18 protein-coding genes are annotated in these 19,994 nt (G+C 44.8%); 15 read left to right on the forward strand and 3 right to left on the reverse strand.

Annotation, left to right across the window (positions count from 1 at the left end):
- Positions 1-8: 8 nt before the first annotated feature.
- The 14 genes from leuS (at position 9) to lipA (ending at position 13,712) form a co-directional block, all read left to right on the forward strand.
- The gene (gene leuS / locus K5L93_RS03335) at positions 9-2,588 is read left to right on the forward strand and encodes a leucine--tRNA ligase (protein ID WP_220718464.1); all 2,580 of its coding nucleotides are present in this window, start codon (positions 9-11) and stop codon (positions 2,586-2,588) included.
- Between the two features lie 45 nt (positions 2,589-2,633).
- Positions 2,634-3,128 carry an LPS-assembly lipoprotein LptE gene (locus tag K5L93_RS03340; protein WP_220718465.1) on the forward strand — a complete coding sequence of 165 codons (495 nt, stop codon included), beginning with the start codon at positions 2,634-2,636 and terminating at the stop codon, positions 3,126-3,128.
- Between the two features lies 1 nt (position 3,129).
- A complete protein-coding gene (gene holA, locus K5L93_RS03345; RefSeq protein ID WP_220718466.1) occupies positions 3,130-4,140 on the forward strand; it encodes a DNA polymerase III subunit delta in 1,011 nt (336 codons plus the stop codon).
- Entirely contained in the window at positions 4,133-4,774 is a 642-nt protein-coding gene (gene nadD, locus K5L93_RS03350; RefSeq protein ID WP_220718467.1) for a nicotinate-nucleotide adenylyltransferase, read from the forward strand. Before holA ends, nadD begins: the two co-directional genes overlap by 8 nt.
- Before the next feature lie 57 nt (positions 4,775-4,831).
- Positions 4,832-5,176: a ribosome silencing factor gene (gene rsfS / locus K5L93_RS03355; RefSeq protein WP_016402198.1), complete on the forward strand. Its 345-nt coding sequence runs from the start codon at positions 4,832-4,834 to the stop codon at positions 5,174-5,176.
- Positions 5,173-5,643, forward strand: a complete 471-nt coding sequence (gene rlmH / locus K5L93_RS03360; protein ID WP_016402199.1) for a 23S rRNA (pseudouridine(1915)-N(3))-methyltransferase RlmH — start codon at positions 5,173-5,175, stop codon at positions 5,641-5,643. The genes rsfS and rlmH overlap by 4 nt, the downstream gene beginning before the upstream one ends.
- Positions 5,644-5,653: 10 nt before the next feature.
- On the forward strand, positions 5,654-7,516 hold the full coding sequence (mrdA, locus tag K5L93_RS03365; protein WP_220718468.1) for a penicillin-binding protein 2: 1,863 nt from the start codon (positions 5,654-5,656) through the stop codon (positions 7,514-7,516).
- Between the two features lie 2 nt (positions 7,517-7,518).
- Entirely contained in the window at positions 7,519-8,631 is a 1,113-nt protein-coding gene (gene rodA, locus K5L93_RS03370; RefSeq protein ID WP_220718469.1) for a rod shape-determining protein RodA, read from the forward strand.
- Between the two features lie 8 nt (positions 8,632-8,639).
- A complete protein-coding gene (mltB, locus tag K5L93_RS03375; protein ID WP_220718470.1) occupies positions 8,640-9,617 on the forward strand; it encodes a lytic murein transglycosylase B in 978 nt (325 codons plus the stop codon).
- Complete coding sequence (locus tag K5L93_RS03380; RefSeq protein WP_220718471.1) at positions 9,607-10,416, forward strand: septal ring lytic transglycosylase RlpA family protein; 810 nt, start codon at positions 9,607-9,609, stop codon at positions 10,414-10,416. Before mltB ends, K5L93_RS03380 begins: the two co-directional genes overlap by 11 nt.
- A 93-nt stretch (positions 10,417-10,509) precedes the next feature.
- On the forward strand, positions 10,510-11,688 hold the full coding sequence (locus tag K5L93_RS03385; protein WP_220718472.1) for a serine hydrolase: 1,179 nt from the start codon (positions 10,510-10,512) through the stop codon (positions 11,686-11,688).
- Between the two features lie 124 nt (positions 11,689-11,812).
- On the forward strand, positions 11,813-12,091 hold the full coding sequence (gene ybeD, locus K5L93_RS03390) for a DUF493 family protein YbeD (protein WP_040307275.1): 279 nt from the start codon (positions 11,813-11,815) through the stop codon (positions 12,089-12,091).
- Positions 12,091-12,747, forward strand: coding sequence for a lipoyl(octanoyl) transferase LipB (lipB, locus tag K5L93_RS03395; protein WP_220718473.1), 657 nt, complete (start codon positions 12,091-12,093; stop codon positions 12,745-12,747). The genes ybeD and lipB overlap by 1 nt, the downstream gene beginning before the upstream one ends.
- Entirely contained in the window at positions 12,744-13,712 is a 969-nt protein-coding gene (lipA, locus tag K5L93_RS03400) for a lipoyl synthase (RefSeq protein ID WP_016402207.1), read from the forward strand. The genes lipB and lipA overlap by 4 nt, the downstream gene beginning before the upstream one ends.
- Positions 13,713-13,760: 48 nt before the next feature.
- On the opposite strand, the gene K5L93_RS03405 is transcribed toward lipA, so the two are convergent.
- The 3 genes from K5L93_RS03405 to K5L93_RS03415 all read right to left on the reverse strand — a co-directional run bounded on the left by K5L93_RS03405 (position 13,761) and on the right by K5L93_RS03415 (position 16,852).
- Positions 13,761-14,003 (reverse strand): hypothetical protein, encoded by a 243-nt coding sequence (locus K5L93_RS03405; RefSeq protein WP_220718474.1) that lies wholly within the window; start codon positions 14,001-14,003, stop codon positions 13,761-13,763.
- A gap of 109 nt (positions 14,004-14,112) precedes the next feature.
- Positions 14,113-14,697 carry a PEP-CTERM sorting domain-containing protein gene (locus tag K5L93_RS03410; protein ID WP_220718475.1) on the reverse strand — a complete coding sequence of 195 codons (585 nt, stop codon included), beginning with the start codon at positions 14,695-14,697 and terminating at the stop codon, positions 14,113-14,115.
- 694 nt (positions 14,698-15,391) lie between these two features.
- Complete coding sequence (locus tag K5L93_RS03415; protein WP_152781546.1) at positions 15,392-16,852, reverse strand: DUF3360 family protein; 1,461 nt, start codon at positions 16,850-16,852, stop codon at positions 15,392-15,394.
- Between the two features lie 360 nt (positions 16,853-17,212).
- Here K5L93_RS03415 and K5L93_RS03420 point away from each other — a divergent pair, with 360 nt between their 5' ends.
- Complete coding sequence (locus K5L93_RS03420; RefSeq protein WP_220718476.1) at positions 17,213-19,789, forward strand: DUF294 nucleotidyltransferase-like domain-containing protein; 2,577 nt, start codon at positions 17,213-17,215, stop codon at positions 19,787-19,789.
- The last annotated feature ends 205 nt before the right edge of the window (positions 19,790-19,994 follow it).

The following is a 19,994-nucleotide window of genomic DNA, read 5'->3' on the forward strand; positions in this document are numbered from 1 at the left end:
TTCCATCAATGCAAGAGCAATACAATCCGCGTGATATTGAAACCAAAGTGCAACAGCACTGGGAGCAAGCGCAAACCTTTAAAGTTGTTGAACAGCCGGGTAAAGAGAAGTTTTACTGTCTGTCTATGTTCCCTTACCCAAGCGGCCGCCTGCATATGGGTCACGTGCGCAACTACACCATTGGTGATGTAGTCTCTCGCTACCAGCGCATGCAAGGTAAAAACGTTATGCAACCAATGGGTTGGGATGCATTTGGTCTTCCAGCAGAAAACGCAGCGATTAACAACAATACTGCGCCCGCTAAATGGACCTACGAAAATATCGAATATATGAAAACTCAGCTAAAGCAGTTGGGTTTTGGCTACGACTGGGACCGTGAACTGGCAACCTGTAAGCCAGATTACTACCGTTGGGAGCAGTGGTTCTTCACTAAGCTTTACGAAAAAGGCTTAGTTTACAAAAAAATGGCTACGGTAAACTGGGATCCAGTAGACCAAACAGTATTAGCCAACGAGCAAGTTATTGATGGTCGAGGCTGGCGTTCTGGTGCTTTAGTTGAGCAAAAAGAAATCCCTCAGTGGTTTATTAAAATCACCGATTACGCACAAGAGTTACTTGATGATCTCGACCAACTAGACGATTGGCCAGAGCAAGTAAAAACCATGCAGCGTAACTGGATTGGCCGCTCTGAAGGCGTAGAAATGCAGTTTGGTTTAGAGAACAGCGACGAGCAATTCTCTATTTACACCACCCGCCCAGACACCGTAATGGGTGTCACCTACGTTGGCGTAGCTGCGCAACATCCACTTGCTTTAGAAGCCGCTAAAACTAACCCAGAATTAGCCGCCTTCATCGAAGAATGCAAAAACAACAAAGTGGCCGAAGCCGACATGGCGACCATGGAGAAGAAAGGCATGGCCACTGGCCTAAATGCCGTTCATCCCCTAACGGGTAAGCTAGTGCCAATTTGGGTCGCTAACTTTGTATTAATGGGTTACGGCTCTGGTGCAGTAATGGCTGTGCCAGCACACGACCAACGTGATTTCGAATTTGCTCAAGCTTACGGTTTAGACATTGTAGGAGTCATTAAACCAAGCGACGGCGAGCTAGACTTATCAGAGCAAGCATTTACCGAGAAAGGCGTATTGTTTAATTCAGGTGAATTTGACGGCCTAGAATTTAAAGCCGCCTTTGATGCCGTTGCAGCCAAACTTGAATCCATTGGCAAAGGTAACAAACAAGTTAACTTCCGCCTACGCGATTGGGGCGTAAGCCGCCAGCGTTACTGGGGTACGCCAATCCCAATGCTAAACCTAGCTAACGGTGATGTTGTGCCAGTGCCAGAAGACCAACTACCGGTTGTTCTTCCAGAAGATGTGGTGATGAATGGCGTAACCTCGCCAATTAAAGCCGATCCAGAGTGGGCAAAAACTGAATTTGAAGGTCAAGAAGCCTTCCATGAAACCGATACTTTCGACACCTTCATGGAATCTAGCTGGTACTACGCGCGTTACTGTAGTGCTAACAACGAAGACATGATGCTAGATCCAGAGCAAGCAAACTACTGGTTGCCGGTTGATCAATACATTGGTGGTATCGAGCACGCGATTTTGCACCTGCTTTACGCCCGTTTCTTCCACAAACTATTGCGCGATACAGGCTTAGTTGATTCAGACGAACCGTTTAAACGCTTGCTTACTCAAGGCATGGTGTTGGCCGACGCCTTCTACTACGAAGACGAGAAAGGCGGTAAGGTTTGGGTTTCTCCAGTTGATGCCATCACCGAAAAAGACGAAAAAGGCCGTATTACCAGTGCTAAAACTGCCGATGGCAAAGCTCTTGTTTACGCTGGCATGAGTAAAATGTCGAAGTCGAAAAACAACGGTATCGACCCACAGGTAATGGTAGACAAATACGGTGCCGACACTGTGCGCTTGTTTATGATGTTTGCCGCTCCTGCCGAGCAAACACTTGAATGGCAAGACAGCGCAGTAGAAGGCTCATTACGTTTCCTACGCCGTGTTTGGAAACTCGCCTACGACCACGTTAATGCTGGCGAAACACCAGAGCTTGATGTTGCAAGCTTGAGTGCAGCCCAAAAAGATCTACGTCGTGAAGTACATAAAACCATTGCTAAAGTGAGTGATGATGTTGGTCGTCGTCAAACCTTTAACACTGCTATTGCAGCGATTATGGAGTTGATGAACAAACTCACTAAAGCTGATCAAAGTGATGCCAATAACCGCGCAGTAACTCGTGAAGCGATTAATGCAGTAGTACTAATGCTATCGCCTATTACGCCGCACATCTGTGACCAATTATGGACACTACTGGGCAACGAAGGTGACATTGATACAGCGGCTTGGCCAAGCGCAGATGAAAAAGCCATGGTAGAAGACAGCAAACTCATTGTTGTGCAAGTAAACGGCAAGCTACGCGCCAAACTTACTGTTGCTGCGGATGCAGACCAAGAAGCAGTTCAAGCGCTGGCAATGGGCGACGAAAATGTCGCAAAATTTGTTGACGGAAAAACCGTACGCAAAGTGATTTATGTTGCAGGTAAACTGCTTAACATAGTTGCTAACTAAGTTATACGGCGGGCTAACACCCGCCGTTTTTTACTACGAGAAAGCATGACTTTAACAACCATTCGTTTCGCCGTTATCGCCTTAGCCATTAGCCTAATTTCGGCCTGTGGTTTTGCCCCACGTGGCAGCTATTTGTTAGATGAAAAACTCACGCAAATCTACGTATCTTCAAGTGATGAATTTAGCCCACTAGTTCGTGAGCTAAAACGTCAACTAGCGCAAAACAATGTCGCTGTATTTGAGTTTCCAGAAAGTGGCATTCCTACCCTGCACCTAAGAGGCGAAGACATTAATAAACGTACGCTTTCGCTTTTCGAAAACGGTCAGGTGGCAGAGTACGAATTAAGCTATCAAGTAGGCGGTTACCTGCAAATTGCCGACCAAGGCAACTTCCCAATTAATGTGCAACTGCACCGAGACTTCCAAGATAACCCCTCGGCGGCATTGGCAAAACAACGAGAGCGGGAGCTATTGTACAACGAGTTGCGGGTAATGGCTGCCGACCAAATTATGCGTCAATTGGCTACGGTTAGTTGGTAATATGCGCATCTACGCTGACCGCCTGTCACAGCAAAATGCCGCCAACTACAGCTGCTATTTAATCGCAGGTGAAGAGCCGCTGATTAAGATTGAAACTATCGACAGCATTCGCCAACAATTGCAACAACAAGGTTTGGCTGAAGAGCGCTTAAAGTTCACCTTTGATGCAGACTTTCAATGGCCAGATATTTTTGATGCAATGTCTGAGCTGTCGCTGTTTAGCCAGTATCGTTTAATTGAACTGCAACTTGATCGGGTACCCGACAAAGCCATTCAAAATCAGCTTGATGAACTATTACTGTTACTCAACCCTGAGACTCGATTTTTACTCAGCGTGCCTAAGTTAACCAAAGCCAATGAAAAGCAAAATTGGTACAAGCTTTTTGACCAACAAGGCTTAGTGGTAATGATTTATCCGCCAGAAGGTGGACAATTGCACGCTTGGGTAAGGCAACGTTTAAGCCAACAGCAACTGCCCGCCGATAATGACCTAATTGCCCTATTGCTGCACTATTACGAAGGGAACTTACTGGCGCTTAGCCAGGCAATATCAACCATTGCATTACGCTGGGGGCAGCAACTTCCCTCGTTAAAAGAAATTGAAGCGGGCTTGTCACATGCCAATCATTTCTCGAGTTTTCAATTGGTCGATGCCCTATTAGGCGGTGACTTTCAGCGCAGCTTATTAATCATTAAACAACTGCAACTTGAAGGCGAAGAACCAACCTTAATCAATTGGGGCCTAGACAAAGAGTTTAAGTTGCTACAGCTTTTGCAAGAGCAGCCCTCTAGCCACCATTCCAGCTTATTTAAGCAGCATGGTGTTTGGAATAAGCGCCAAGGCTTAGTGAGTAGCGCAGCAAAACGCTATAACCCGCAACAAGTTAACGCCGCGCGTATGCAAGTTGCCGAAATAGACAAAGCCATTAAGCAATTTACCGGTGACCATGCTTGGCACCAATTAGAGCGCTTAGTGTTTGAATTGGCATCACCAGCGGTAAAACATGCTTAAACTGTTTTTTGGCGGTTCATTTGACCCTATTCACCTTGGACACGTTATCAGTGCCCAGCAATTGCTAGCGGCCACCCATGCTGCCGACATAACGCTGCTTCCCAATGCCTTATCACCGCTTAAAGAAAAGCAATTTAGCGCCGCGCAACACCGCCAACAATTGCTAGAGCTAGCACTAAGTGATTATCCTCAACTTAAGCTAGACTGGCGCGAAGTTGCCCGAGGCGGCCACTCTTATACCTGCGATACTCTTAAACAACTCGCTAATGAATACCCAAATCAGCCGCTTGGCTTTGTGATGGGTTTAGATTCGTTCAATCATTTAGATAAATGGCGTGAATGGCAAACGCTTTGCGACTACGCACATTTGATTGTGATTGCGCGCCCCAGTTACCACTTACGAGTCTCAGAAAAGCTTAACCAATGGCTTGAAGCTAAATTATGCAAGGATGTTAGTGAGCTAAGCGCTCACAACAATGGCAAAGTATACTTTTGTCAGCTGCAAGCAATGGATATTTCTTCGAGCGAGATCCGCCAGCTCCTGCAAAACCAGACAAACCTAGACTTACTGAAAAATCAGTTATCTGAAAAAGTCCTCAGCTATATTCTTCAACATAAGCTTTACGGCGCTTAACCTAGCCAGACAGAGCGTGATATACTTACCTTTTAAGCCAAATTTGGGGTTCTTTTGTTGCAAAACCAACAACTGATCGATTTTGTAGTAGACAAAATTGAAGATATGAAAGGTCGAGATATTCAAAATCTAGACGTAAGCCAACTCTCTAACGTGACCGATACCATGATAATTTGTAGTGGTAATTCTAAGCGTCATGTTAAATCCATCGCCGACAATGTAGTTAAAGAAGCCAAGCAAGTTGAACTTGAAGTGATTGGCATCGAAGGCATGGACGAATCAGAGTGGGTATTGGTTGATCTAGGCGATGTGGTATTACACGTAATGCAAGACAGCGCACGCGACTTTTACCAACTTGAAAAACTATGGGCACCCGCTGTTTCTGAGTCTAAAGCCGGATGAAAATACAGTTAGTGGCTGTAGGCACTAAGATGCCTGCATGGGTTGAGACGGCCTATCAAGAATATGCGCGTCGCTTTCCTAAAGATATGCCACTAGAGCTGGTTGAAGTAAAAGCCGGTAACCGCGGTAAAAATGCCGACATAAAGCGCATTCTTGATAAAGAAGGTGAAGCCACTTTAGCGGTAATCCCTAAGGGTAACCGAGTAGTTACTCTAGAAGTAACCGGAAAAGCGTGGACCACCCCGCAGCTGGCCAAGCAACTAGACAACTGGAAAATGGACGGCCGCGATGTAAGCCTGTTAATTGGTGGCCCAGAGGGGTTAGCCCCAAGTTGCACCAACATCGCCGAACAACGCTGGTCGCTATCGGCACTCACGTTGCCCCACCCAATGGTGAGAGTTATCGTTGCCGAGACTCTCTATCGCGCGTGGAGTGTTACGGCTAACCACCCTTATCATAGAGAATAAACGCTAAAGTATGGCAAGACAGCGCGTCGCAATGCGAGACCACTCGGCTGAATCACGGTTATTTAACCGTCGTTCCTTGGTGGCTATTTTAGGTACCTTCGCGCTTATTTGTGTATTGCTGGGTAACCTTTATTATCTGCAATTTGAACAGCACGAAACCTACACTACTCGCTCTAACGACAACCGCATTAAAGTTTTGCCTATCGCTCCTCCCCGCGGCTTAGTTTACGATAGGAATGGGGTATTACTGGCAGAAAACCGCCCCAACTTTAGTTTAGAGATCATCCCAGAGAATGTAGACGACCTCGAGCAGATGATCGCCGATCTCAGTGAATTGTTAGACCTTAGCGAAAACGATGTTGAGCGATTCCAGCAAAACCGCAAACACACCCGTCGCTTTAAACCGGTAGTGCTTAAGTCACAACTTACCGAACAACAAGTGGCCATGTTTAGCGTACAACAGCACAAATTTCATGGCGCTAGCATTGATGCCAGCCTAATTCGCTTCTACCCCTATGGCGACAGCCTTACCCACTTACTAGGCTATGTAGCGAGAATTAATGCCAAAGACAAAGAACGGCTAGAGAAAGAAAACAAGCAGGCCGAATATGAAGCCACTCGCACGATAGGCAAGCAAGGTATTGAGCGTTACTACGAAGAAATTTTGCACGGCAGTGTGGGTTACCAAGAGGTTGAAGTGAATAACCGCGGCCGAATTATTCGCACCATGAAAATTGTTCCGCCCATACCTGGCAAGGATCTCTACCTCAATATAGATATTCGCTTGCAATTAGAAGCTCAAAGATTACTGGCCGGACGCCGTGGTTCAGCAGTTGTTCTCGATGCAAAAACCAGTGGTGTATTAGCCATGGTATCTAGCCCAAGCTATGACCCTAACCTGTTTGTTAACGGGATTAGCAGCAAAAATTATAACAAGCTGCTGAACTCTAGCGATCGCCCACTGATTAATCGAGCCACTAAGGGTGTTTATCCTCCAGCTTCTACGGTTAAACCACAGTTAGCAGTAATGGGCTTAGAGCTAGGTAAAATAACTGCAGAACAACGTATGTGGGATCCTGGTTGGTTCCAAATCCCGAATACCAAACGCCGCTTCCGCGACTGGAAACGCTGGGGACATGGTTGGGTTGATGTTTATAAAGCGATTGAACAAAGTGTTGACACTTACTTTTATAAGTTGGCTTATGAAACTGGCATAGACGAAATGCATGCTTACATGAGTAAGTTTGGTTTTGGTAAATACACTGGCATTGATATTCATGAAGAGAGCCGAGCCAATATGCCAAGCCGCGAATGGAAACGTGCTCGTTACCGCCAACCTTGGTGGCAAGGCGATACCATTTCTGTTGGTATTGGCCAAGGCTATTGGACCACTACGCCTATACAGCTGGCTCAAGCCACCAACATTTTGGTAAACAAAGGTAAAATTATTACCCCGCGCATTTTAAAAAGCGTGGGTGATGCCAACTCACACATTGGCTTACCACCGCAAGTTCAAGCGCCTATTGCCTTAAACAATGATAAGAACTGGCAGGTTGCTTTAGATGGCATGTATGGCGTAATCAACAAAAGTAACGGTACTGCCCGCAAAGCTTTTGAAGACACCACTTATGTCGCCGCTGGTAAATCAGGTACCGCACAAGTTGTTGGCATCGCCGAAGATGCGGAATACGATGCAGAAAGCCTTAAAGAACAACACCGCGATAATGCGATGTTTGTCGCTTATGCACCCTTCGAAAAACCCGAGATTGTTGCCTCAGTGGTGGTAGAAAATGCCGGTGGTGGTAGCTCCAATGCAGCGCCAGTTATTCGTGAACTATTCGATAGTTATTTTGAAACCAAGGAAACCTTTTAAGCATGGGCAACTATAGCCAAGAGCAGAAAAACTCTTTGTGGTGGCGACTGCACCTAGATTGGCCTTTATTGCTTGGTTTAGTGTTATTAATGGGCTTGGGCATGTTTGTTTTATACAGCGCCAGCGGCGAGAGCATGGCGATGCTAAATCGCCAACTAGTGCGGATTGCCTTAGCGACCGTGGTGATGTTTGTACTAGCGCAAGTGCCCCCCGACGTGTATTTGCGCTGGGCGCCCTTCTTCTATTTCTCCGGTTTGTTGATGCTATTGGCGGTGCTGATAGTGGGCGATGTGGGTAAAGGTGCCCAGCGCTGGTTAGATCTCGGTTTTATTCGTTTCCAACCGTCTGAAATTATGAAGCTCGCGGTGCCACTCATGGTTGCGCGTTATATTAGCCAACACCCTCTCCCACCGAGCTTCAAACACTTGCTGATTGGTGCCACCATTGCAATTGCGCCAACCTTGCTTATCGCTAAGCAGCCCGATTTAGGGACATCTTTACTGGTTGCCGCCTCAGGGATTTTTGCCTTGTTCTTAGCCGGAATGAGCTGGCGATTAGTGGGCGCTGCTGGTGCTGCCATTGCCGCCTTTATCCCTTTGCTATGGTTCTTCTTAATGCGCGACTATCAGCGCCAGCGAGTACTCACTTTACTTAATCCAGAAAGTGACCCCCTAGGCGCGGGATACCACATTATTCAATCTAAAATTGCCATTGGCTCGGGTGGTTTTTCAGGTAAAGGCTGGCTGCAAGGCACCCAATCTCAATTAGACTTTTTACCAGAGCGACATACCGACTTTATTTTTGCAGTATTTGCCGAAGAGTTTGGCTTTTTAGGCGTAGTGCTGTTGATGTGTTTGTATTTCTACATCATTGGGCGCGGCTTGTTTATTGCCACTCAAGCACAAACAGCCTTTGGCCGCTTGTTGGCTGGTTGCATTATTTTAACCTTCTTCGTTTATATCTTTGTAAACATTGGCATGGTGAGCGGTTTACTACCCGTGGTAGGTGTTCCGCTTCCTTTAGTGAGCTATGGCGGCACATCGATAGTGACACTGATGGCAGGTTTTGGCATTCTGATGTCTGTTCATACTCACAAACGGCTTTATGCCCAATAAGGATTGCTATGCGCTTATGTTGTTGCTTATTACTTGCTCTGTCTCAAATCTGGTCATTTTCTGCCTTGGCCAACACCGAACAGCAGCAACGTATTGAAGCATTAAGCCAAGAACTTGATATTCCGCTCGAGAGCTTAGAAAAAGCCGCCGAGCAAGCCACCTATCAACAGGCGGTAATCGATGCAATTACTCGCCCATGGGAAGCCAAACCTTGGCACCTTTACCGCGATTTATTCCTTACCGAAGAACGTTTAGCAGCTGGCTTAGCCTTTTGGCAAGAGCACCAAGAAACCATAGAGCGCGCTGAAAAAGAGTTTAAGGTTCCGGCACAAATAATAGTTGCCATTATTGGCGTTGAAACCTACTACGGGCGACACAAAGGGACTTACCCAGTCATTGATGCTTTGTATACCTTAGGTTTCCATTACCCTAAACGCGGCCAGTTTTTTAGCAAAGAGTTTGCGTATTACATTCGTTTAGCAGAACAACAAGGCTGGGCCTTAGACGAAGTTAAAGGTTCGTACGCTGGCGCAATGGGCTTTGGTCAATTTATCCCTTCTAGCTATATTCATTACGGCGTAGATTTTGATAACGATGGCAAAGTAGACATGCTAAACAACCCAGTTGATGCCATCGGCAGCGTTGCTAACTACTTTGCCAAACATCGTTGGCAATTAGGCAAACCCGTCGTACATGCCGCAGAGTCAAACACTACACAAGCTAAACCATGGTTAAGCAACAAGTTAGAAATTAACAATACTTGGCAAGAGCTGTCTCAAGCGGGAATTAAAACTGAAGCGAGCTTAACAAATAACCCCCCCGTTAAACTGCTTGAGCTGGAAGAAGCTGATGGCCACAGTTATTGGTTAGCCGAACATAACTTCTATGTGATAACTCGCTATAACCGCAGCCCGCTTTATGCCATGGCCGTGTATCAATTTAGTGAGCAACTACGAAAGGCCCAGACGCAAACCAATGCCAAATAAATTTAGACGCCTTATCACCGTTTACTTAAGCAGTGTTGCCTTAGCAGCACTACTTAGTGCTTGTAGCTCTTCACCAAGCGATCAGCGCTATGGGATGAGTAATGACAAGGCACCTGATTCAGCTCCAGAGCTAGATCATATTGAAAACCCCATCCCCCGTTTTGAACCCTACAGCCGCCAAGGCAATCGTGACTACACCGTGCAAGGAAAAAACTACCAAGTATGGCGTGATATAGAACAGCACGAAGTGGAAGGGGAAGCGTCCTGGTACGGCAAAAAGTTTCATGGTCACCTCACGTCCAACGGTGAGATTTACGACATGTATAGTATGTCGGCTGCCCACAAAAACTTGCCACTGCCTAGCTATGTAGAAGTTACCAACTTAAGCAATAACAAAACCGTTATTGTGCGAGTTAACGACCGAGGTCCTTTTCACCAAAAGCGCATCATCGATTTATCCTATGCTGCAGCTTACAAGCTCGATATGCTGAAATCTGGCACTGCCACAGTAAAAATTAAGCTGTTGCGTTTTGATAACGATAATACCGCCACAAAGCCTCAGCCGGGTGCTCAGCAATACTATGTTCAACTACTTGCCAGTAAAAATCAGCAAGTATTAGAGCAACACCAGCAACAGTTACAAGCTGAAGGCTTAAGCACTCAATTGGTTACCGAGAATGGCTGGCAGAAACTGCGATTAGGCCCCTATTACGATGTATTAAGCGCTGAAAAGTACTTAGCAAACATGCGTAATGGTCCCTATAAAGACGCTTATATCATTAATCTAAAAGCAAACTAGTGGATTTAGAGCAGGATACTAACAAACAGCCGAAAAGTTTTGTTATAGTGTTTGCCGTCCGAGTTTATTGACTAACAAGCCAAAGAGCCAACCATGATAAAAAATGTATTTCAGCGTGTTAGCTGCGCCTCTGCGCTTCTGATTACAAGTAGCATGAGCGTAGCTTATGCTGCTCCTCAAGTTATCCCTAATGCTCCTATTGTTGCAGCAAAGGCCTACTACTTAGTAGATTTTGATTCAGGCCGGGTGCTCGCTGCCGAAAATGAAGAAGACAGCCTAGCCCCTGCCAGCTTAACCAAAATCATGACCAGCTACATCATTGGTAAAGAAATCAAATCGGGCAAGCTTGACCCAAATGGCTTGGTAACCATTAGCGAAAAAGCTTGGTCTAAGAACTTCCCAGATTCTTCAAAAATGTTTATCGAAGTAGGCAAGCAAGTCAAAGTTGCTGACTTAAATCGCGGCATCATTATCCAATCAGGCAACGACGCCTGTGTAGCCATGGCAGAACATATTGCCGGCAGCGAAGACTCATTCACCAGCTTAATGAATTCTTGGGCTGGCCACTTAGGCATGGTAAATACTCACTTCGCTAACAGCCATGGTCTAGACAGCACCGAGCAATATACAACGGCTAAAGATATGGCAATTTTGGCTACAGCAATGATTCGCGATGTGCCAGACGAGTACGCCATTTACAAAGAGAAATCATTCACTTTTAACGGTATTACTCAGCACAACCGCAACACACTGTTATGGGATAAAAGCCTAAATGTAGATGGCATGAAAACTGGCCATACTAGCAAGGCCGGTTATAGCTTAGTTTCTTCTGCTACTAATCAGGACATGCGTCTTGTAGCAGTAGTTATGGGAACTAACTCTGCTAAAGCCCGTGCAGCCGAGAGTAAAAAGCTACTTAACTGGGGCTTTAGATTTTTCGAAACCGTTAAACCATATAAAGCTGGCGACAGCTTTGTAGAACAAACGGTATGGATGGCCGACCAAGACACGGTATCTTTAGGTGTTAACCAAGATATCGCCCTTACCCTACCACGCGGCCAAGCAAGCCAGCTTCAAGCAAGCTTTGAGCTAAAAGAAGAGCTAAAAGCACCATTAAGCCAAGGCCAAACCGTAGGCTCTGTTTACTTCCAAATTGGTGAAGAAGATGTCGCAGAGTACCCATTAGTTGTTCTGCAAGAAGTAGAACAAGGCGGGATCTTCAAACGTTTACTGGATTACATTAAGTTATTCTTTGCGTCTTTATTTAGTTAAGCAATAAGACCAATGCATAAACTCTAAGCCAATTGGCGGAAATTTTAGGCAAAGCTCACAAAAACGCGTTAGAATAACGCGTTTTTTATTTCTAGCTCGACCAAAAATCGCGGCTTAAATCAGTATTCTTAGGTCAGAAATGCAAACTAAATTTGATGAATATTTAGAGTTTCCATGTGATTTTACTTTTAAAATCATGGGCGTAAACAACAACACTTTAGAAGATGAAGTATTAAGTGTTATTCAAGGTTTAGCGCCGGGTGATTACAGCCCTAAAACGCGTCCAAGTAGTAAAGGCAATTACAAATCAATTACCTTGGTAGTTAAAGTTACCAGCAAACAACACATTGAGAGCCTTTACACCCAAATTGGTGCCATTGAAGACGTACGCCACGTACTATAATGCCTGAGCAAAACCGCTTAATCATTCGCCAACTAGGCCTTCAAGAGTATTCAAACATCTTGCAAGCTATGCGTGATTTTACCGATCAACGCAGCGCTGAGCAGGATGACGAATTGTGGCTGGTAGAGCACCAGCCAGTGTTTACTCAAGGTCAGGCGGGTAAAGCTGAACACCTGCTAGCCAGTAGCGACATCCCGGTGGTGCAAGCAGATAGAGGCGGCCAGGTCACTTACCATGGTCCTGGCCAACTAGTGGCTTACCCCTTGCTCAACCTGCGTCGCCGTAAACTTGGTGTACGCGACTTAGTCACCATTATCGAACAAAGTATCATCGAAACTCTTAGTCATTATAAGATTGAGGCCTTTGCCAAAAAAGACGCCCCCGGTGTGTATGTAGACCAAAGGAAAATAGCCTCTTTAGGTTTACGGATTCGTAAAGGCTGCTCTTTCCATGGTTTAGCATTAAACGTAGACATGGACCTAAGTCCGTTTTTGCAAATTAACCCCTGTGGTTATGTCGGTTTAGAAATGGCACAAATTAGCAACTATGTTGCTAACCCAAACATTAGTCAGGTTGCCGAATACCTTAGTAAGGTGTTGGTGAAGCAGCTGGCTTATAGCAGTACAGAACATCAACAAGGACTACCCACACTATGAGTGCAAAAAAAGTGCGTATGGAGCCCGGAGTAAAACTTCGCGATGCCGACAAAATGGCATTTATTCCAGTGAAGGTAATACCCTCGGAAAAGGAAACCATGTTACGTAAGCCCGATTGGATGCGTATTAAACTTCCTTCTGATAGCACTCGAATCAATGAAATTAAAAGTGCTATGCGCAAGCATAATTTGCACTCGGTATGTGAAGAAGCATCTTGCCCTAACTTGGCAGAGTGTTTTAACCACGGTACTGCTACCTTTATGATTATGGGTGACATTTGTACTCGTCGTTGCCCATTTTGCGATGTTGGCCACGGCAAACCCTTAGCACTAGATGCCGAAGAACCCGCCAAGTTAGCCGCCACCATTGCCGACATGAAGCTAAAATATGTGGTAATTACCTCGGTAGACCGCGACGACTTACGTGATGGCGGTGCCGCCCACTTTGCTGAGTGTGTAAGTGAGATTCGCCAACGCAGCCCACATATTCAAATAGAAACCTTGGTACCTGATTTTAAAGGCCGTATGGATCGTGCTTTAGAAATCTTAGACAAAAACCCACCAGATGTTTTTAACCATAACTTAGAAACAGCTCCAGGTTTATACAAGCAAGTTCGCCCAGGTTCAGATTACCAATGGTCATTAACGCTGCTAAAGCGTTTCAAAGAGCTACACCCCAATGTGCCTACCAAATCAGGCTTAATGATGGGGCTAGGCGAAACCAATGAAGAGATCCTGCAGGTTATGCGTGATTTACGCGAACACGGGGTAACCATGCTAACGCTTGGCCAATACTTGCAACCTAGCCGTCATCACCTACCGGTAGCGCGTTACGTACCGCCAGAAGAGTTTGATGAGCTAAAAGAAAAAGCAGAGGCCATGGGCTTTACTCACGCAGCTTGTGGGCCACTGGTTCGATCAAGCTACCACGCAGACTTACAAGCCAAAGGCGAAGAAGTGAAATAAACTATAAAAAAGAGAGCCTTAAGGCTCTCTTTTTAAATACTGATTCAACTAATTTGGCGAAGCCGTTAAACCACCACCACCCGGACCACCACCATTACCCGGTAAACTGGGTACAAATGCTGGCAAACCAGCGCTAACTAACAAATTAGCTGTAGTAATAGGCGTTCCAGCACTAATCGCTGCAAACAAATCGTTTGGAGACAGCGCTGGTGCTGCTGGTGCATCGGCCGCTGCGGCATAGGTACTAGAAAGCAACAAAGCTGCTGTCAAAGTCCGTTTTACATAAACCATAATTGGCCCCTTCTGTTACAACGTCGAACAAAATATAAACTACATACAAAAACAGCTATTAACAAGATCAATTAAATGAAAATTCAATGACCTTGTAAGCCGCTATAGTTTATTTAGCGAATAATGAACCGCGCATTCTTCTGCCCACAATGGCAAGTAAACCAAATAGCACTAAAGCATAACTTGCTGGTTCCGGAACTGAAAATTGCTTACCACCAATTACACTTCCTTCGACCGCAGCAAACACTGTCCAAGCGCCACTGTCTACTAGGCCGTTGTCAAACAAACTGCTATCACTCCATACAGCAAGAACATCAAAGCTAGGCTGCCAAGCTTCAATTTGATCCCAAGTGTAAGGGTTATAGTTTTGCCACACTAAATTAGCGCCATTAAACCAGTAAAACTCTAGATCTAATAGGCCATTTAAGTAGCCGCCTGTACCTTCATCGGTTGTTTCATCTAACATACCTAGATCAAGCATAAATGCCGCTCGAATATCAGTACTTGCGTCAAACACGCTTTGAGCAACAGGAATGTTAGGAAAAGCAGTTGGATCACTAAAAGGTGTTGGAAAATCACCTAAATAAGTTTCCACTCCCGGTGCTTGCGCTGGGTTGTCGCTAGTTAACATTACCGTTGCATTTGCCGACATAGCCATAAACAATGTCGTTAAGGTTAATAGTAGTGCTTTCATTGCTCAGATCCTTTGCTGTTATTAAAAGGTATTCCTTTATCGCACTAAATTCTTCGCAAGTACTAAGCCAAATCTATATAAAGACTTATAAAATAATTAAGACTATGTTTTATAAAGATTTTATTTTCAGTTCCTCAAAATAACAAAGTGACACAGATCACACAAAGTGTAAGCAATATCGACAAAACAAATCTTTATCAAAGCGCTTCAAGCCTAAGTTTATATGATGATTTGTGGCGGTAGCAGCTAGGCGAAGCGCTATATGTCTGTACATCAGCTATTTCTAAAAGTTCTGGTATTTGTCATTAAGCAAGTAAAAAACACCAGCATTTAAAATGATGAAATTTTTCTACAGAATATTACGTCGAAAATTTAACCAACCGCAAAATACCACTCAATAAATGATGTTTTTATGATATTTTTGTGAAAGCGCTATTCATCATAAATATGGTCATTACAGCGAGAGATTCTAGCCAAGGATTGAAGTGTAAAGAAATTCGACACCAAAAAACATCAGCAAAAACAACTGTAATTAGTACTCATCGGCATTTAAAGCAAACTACTTTAGTCAGAAAATAAAAGGAAATAGCTGAATAAATGTGGTCAAGGTACTCAAGTAGTACTGTTTATGGAGAAAATTAAAAGGCAGCCAAACAGGCTGCCTTATTGCTAAACAAGATAGGTTTTATCTCGTTTAATTACCAATTAAAGCTGGTATACCCGGCAGTTGTCCCACCATTGCCAATGAGCCTACACATATAACAAACGCTATACCTGGAATAAGGTACTTATCTTTAGCCGATAGTTCTTTAGCACGCTCGTGATCGCCAATCAAACCCATGTTATCGAGCAACATGGTAGTAGCCCAACCAAATACCGGATTAACAAAGGCACAGGCAAAAATACAAATACCAGCACTTAAAGAATCTTTGTGCTTGTGAATCATTTGCATGCCAGCTTCAAGCAAAGGTAAGAACACCCCTACAATTAAAGCAACACGCAGCACTGGCTCCCACATGGCTAAGTCCATTGGATAGCCAAGTACCGATGCCAATACACATAAGATACCGGTTAGCAAAGCGCCACCCGGAATTGGCCGCTTAGCAATTGCAGCAGGGATCATGTAAGTTCCCCACGATGAGGCCAAGTTACCGCCACCAAGTAATGCACCAACACCTTGACGCACAGATGCACCCACCATAGTGTCATCCACATCCATTAACACGCCTTTGGCTTCTTTAGGGTAGTTAAGTTCTTGGAATACACGGTGCCCTAAATAATCTGGAGACCACATAGCTACCGCAAGCAATGCAAAAGGAATAACCGCAATGAAGTGCTGAAGATTCGGCCAACCTAATTGCCAACCAGTATCTTCACCCCACCAATAAAACGGACTGAAATGTGGTAAACCAGGTGCGGTGGTAAAGGCAAAATCTGCTCCACATACATAGGCAACAATGCCGGCTAAGGCTGAACAAAGCGGAATAGCTAACCAACGTTTACCTACTTTTGCTAAATAGGCATACACTAAAACAGTAACACCAATCACCGCAAACGATATGTAACCTTGGTCACCAGCAGATGCCCAGGCTTCTGTTTTGTTAATTTGGCCAATTAAACCCACAGCCCCCAGGTAAATCAGCAAGCCCCCTCTTACCCCTACCCCGGTTAGCGTCATTAACTTTGAGCCCCCCTTGGTATAAGCTAAAATCAAACCAAATACACACACCATTAAACCCAGCGCGAGCGGGTGTCCTCCTGCAGCAGCAATCAAGGGAATTAGAGGGATCATTGGCCCATGAGTACCGGCCAAGTTAGCATTAGGGTTTAAAATAGCAGAGAACAAAATCACAAATAACGCGCCTGCAATAAGCAGCTCGTAACGTACGTTTTCGGCAACAAACTCTGGCGATAAACCAAATTGCGCGGCAAACGCGGCAACCATTGCGGTTACCATTACAACTTTACCAATGGTGGCGGCTAGCGCTGGTACCCAATCTTCAATTTCAATGCTGTAATCTCGAAGTGGTAAATGGATCCCCCAACGACGAAAACTCATAATTTTGAGATCGTGGTTCAAAAACTCTTCACGGTTGTCGAATTCCTGCGCTTTTCGGCGCATATCTCTATAGAATGTCTTGTTCTTACTAGACATGTTTTTACTTCCTATGTAATTGCGGGGGCCATTGCGCATTAACTTCCATTTATGCTCTGTATGTTAACCTTCGGCTAACACGAGACGACATCCCAGACGCTACAGAACACCTAGTAAGCAGGTGCCTAAAAGCTGGGAGCTAAAGCCACATATTTTCCCGCAGGCTGAAAAAAGGGTACCATAGGCACCCTTAGTAACTGGTACTGGAAAATTTGTCTTAGTATAAGACAATAAAGTTTGATGACTTTTTGATTTAGATTACTATTCATGCAAGTTAACTGCTTTTTATTTTACCCTTTCATCGATATGCTAATTATCTACTAATTGTTATGCTGAACTTAGTTCAAGCAACTGATTACGATGAAAATTTCCGAGCACGCGCAGCGCACAGAACAGCTATTTGGCATTCGAGCAGAAGACATCCATAAATGGATTGACGGCTTTTTCGACCACGACGGATTTGATCACTACCTACGAGAAGGCAAGCTAGACCAATACGACCCTTACGACCATCGCCGGTTTAGACACTGCAAAGAAGCACTTCAAGAAGCCTATCAAGAGTTCGATGGTAAATACTCTCGCCAACAAATTAAGAACGTTGTCGAAACCCATATTAAAGATGATTACGACGGCTACCTGCCTTCTCGTGCTGATTTTGAAAATGGTACTTTTACCGCCAAATATCATGATGCCACCCACAATGAAGAACTCAATGCGGTATTAGATGCCAAAGAGCTGGCGGAATATTTTGATGGCCTGCGTGATAACAACGCTAATCAGCAAGGTTTTATAGGCAGCTTTGCTTTTCGCATTGTACTGCCCACTATTTTGGCCATTATATTATTTGTAAGCGCGGTTGCTTTAGTGATTATCCCACTGGTAGAAGACTCGATGATGGGTCAAAAACAGCAAATGATAAAAGAGCTCACTTCCTCGGCCATTAGCATAGTCGACAGTTACGTAGCGCGAGAACAAAGCGGAGAACTAAGCCTAAGCCAAGCACAGGCGAAAGCGGCCAATGAGCTAAAAGCAATGCGCTATGGTGATGAAAACAAAGATTACTTCTTCATCACCGACATGCATCCACGAATGATCATGCACCCCTACCGTAAAGACTTAAAAGGCCAAGATCTCACTCATTACTCAGACAATGAAAACAAAAGTGGCAAACACATTTTTGTTGAGTTCACCAAGCTGGTTAAAGCCAACCATGAAGGCTATTTAGAATACCTCTGGCAATGGAAGGATGATGCCAACAAAACAGCGCCCAAACTTAGCTACGTGCAAGCAGTGGAAGAGTGGCAATGGATAGTGGGAACCGGTGTCTATTTTGACGATGTGCAAAAAGAAATCGATAAACTAGAACAAACGCTGTTTACCACCTTTTTCATCATTACCCTTGGGCTTAGCGCCATAATGAGCTATATCATTGGTCAAAGCCGAACCATCGAGAACCGGAAAAAGCGCGCCGAAGTCGCCCTGCACGAGGCTAAAGATCGTTACCGCGCCTTGGTTGAATCATCCAACGAAGGTTACATTCTAGAAGCCAACGGCGATATTCTTTACTCAAACAACCGACTACATCGCATGCTGGGTTACAGCGACTCCGAGCTTCAAAGCGCTAATATTTGGCAGCAGCTATTTCCCGCCAACGCCAAAAACACCCCTTTATTGCAGCATTTAGATGGGCTATTCAAACACAGCGCCGAGCCTGCGGAGTTTGAAGCTTGCTTAAGCACCAAAAGCGGCAAACAACTAGATATAATTGTTAGCTCGTCAAAGATATTCTTTTCTGAAAAGCATGGTCATGTGATTTCATTCCGCCCAATAACCCGAAAGATTTATGGCGGCGCCTATGGCCTGGTAAAGCAAGTCAGCGATTACCAAGTGCTAAACAGTCGCGTGGTCGAAGATATTGCGCTTAGCGATAGCCAAGGTGGCGTGGTAGAAACACTTAACCAACTGCCAGATTTAATACGCGAAATGATTGATGCAGGCTCTCGCCCTGATAATCTTCGCCGCGCCATTGGTAGTGCCTACGATGCGGCCATTTGCCGATTTATAGAGCTAAGCATTCAAGAACTAGGAAAGCCGCCAGTCCCCTTTTCCTTTATTTCCTTTGGCAGCAATGCTCGTCACGATATGACGCTGTTCTCTGACCAAGACAATGCCATTGTATTTGAGACGCCCAAAGATCCGAGCAAACTTAAACAAACCAGACGCTACTTTTTACATCTGGCCGAGCGGGTTTGTGGCCTACTCAATCAAGCAGGTTACCCCTATTGCGATGGTTTGATTATGGCCACCAACCACCAATGGTGCCTAAGCCTAGATGAGTGGACTGCCAACTTTAGTGCTTGGATTAATCACGCCAAGCCTGATTCGATATTAGAGCTAAATGTATTTTTTGATATACGCGCGACTTATGGAAAAAAACAGCTGGTCGATAGTATCCAACAGCATATTCAAACAACGGTGCAAAACCAGCCGCAGTTTCTAGCCACCTACGCCAAAAACTGCCTGTCTTACAAAGTGCCGCTCACTAGCTTTAAACAAATCAAAACCGAGAATATCGACGGCGTAGAGTCAGTTAATCTAAAAGCCTGTTTACGCCCAATGGAAATTTTTTGCCGAATTTACGCACTTAAGCACGATATTCGCGAAGCGAACACCATGACAAGACTTAAGCAGCTAGCCGCCAAACAAGAAATCGACGCCATGAGCTTTCGCGAAATGGTCTACATTTTCGACCATATTTGGCAGCTGCGCTTTATGAACCAAATCGTGGAATACACAGATTTGCGTAAAGTAAATGATGTGCTGGCCTTAGCAGATTTAACCGAGCTAGAGCAACAAAATCTGCGCAACGTATTGAAAAGAATTAGTTTATTTCACGACAAAATTAACCATGATTTCCTCAATGCTAAATCTAGCTAAAAGGAAATCTATAAATGAACAATAATTCCCCTCCGGTAATTATTAAATTTACACAGCTGCTTTTACCATATTTGTTTGCCTTGGCCAGACTATGCCGATGCAACGCAAACTATCCAGATTTCACAGTCTTTTGCGGAAAATCACAGTATAAGCCCCCAGCCCTTTGCACTAGCCTGAATACATCGTTTGGCTTAGCACCTATTTA

It is taken from the genome of Agarivorans litoreus (assembly GCF_019649015.1).
Lineage (GTDB): Bacteria > Pseudomonadota > Gammaproteobacteria > Enterobacterales > Celerinatantimonadaceae > Agarivorans > Agarivorans litoreus.

Coding starts and splice junctions, on each gene's coding strand:
- leuS (WP_220718464.1), top strand. CDS start 9: ATGCAAGAGCAATACAATCCGCGTGATATTGAAACCAAAGTGCAACAG.
- K5L93_RS03340 (WP_220718465.1), top strand. CDS start 2,634: ATGACTTTAACAACCATTCGTTTCGCCGTTATCGCCTTAGCCATTAGC.
- holA (WP_220718466.1), top strand. CDS start 3,130: ATGCGCATCTACGCTGACCGCCTGTCACAGCAAAATGCCGCCAACTAC.
- nadD (WP_220718467.1), top strand. CDS start 4,133: ATGCTTAAACTGTTTTTTGGCGGTTCATTTGACCCTATTCACCTTGGA.
- rlmH (WP_016402199.1), top strand. CDS start 5,173: ATGAAAATACAGTTAGTGGCTGTAGGCACTAAGATGCCTGCATGGGTT.
- mrdA (WP_220718468.1), top strand. CDS start 5,654: ATGGCAAGACAGCGCGTCGCAATGCGAGACCACTCGGCTGAATCACGG.
- rodA (WP_220718469.1), top strand. CDS start 7,519: ATGGGCAACTATAGCCAAGAGCAGAAAAACTCTTTGTGGTGGCGACTG.
- mltB (WP_220718470.1), top strand. CDS start 8,640: ATGCGCTTATGTTGTTGCTTATTACTTGCTCTGTCTCAAATCTGGTCA.
- K5L93_RS03380 (WP_220718471.1), top strand. CDS start 9,607: ATGCCAAATAAATTTAGACGCCTTATCACCGTTTACTTAAGCAGTGTT.
- K5L93_RS03385 (WP_220718472.1), top strand. CDS start 10,510: ATGATAAAAAATGTATTTCAGCGTGTTAGCTGCGCCTCTGCGCTTCTG.
- lipB (WP_220718473.1), top strand. CDS start 12,091: ATGCCTGAGCAAAACCGCTTAATCATTCGCCAACTAGGCCTTCAAGAG.
- lipA (WP_016402207.1), top strand. CDS start 12,744: ATGAGTGCAAAAAAAGTGCGTATGGAGCCCGGAGTAAAACTTCGCGAT.
- K5L93_RS03405 (WP_220718474.1), bottom strand. CDS start 14,003: ATGGTTTATGTAAAACGGACTTTGACAGCAGCTTTGTTGCTTTCTAGT.
- K5L93_RS03410 (WP_220718475.1), bottom strand. CDS start 14,697: ATGAAAGCACTACTATTAACCTTAACGACATTGTTTATGGCTATGTCG.
- K5L93_RS03415 (WP_152781546.1), bottom strand. CDS start 16,852: ATGTCTAGTAAGAACAAGACATTCTATAGAGATATGCGCCGAAAAGCG.
- K5L93_RS03420 (WP_220718476.1), top strand. CDS start 17,213: ATGAAAATTTCCGAGCACGCGCAGCGCACAGAACAGCTATTTGGCATT.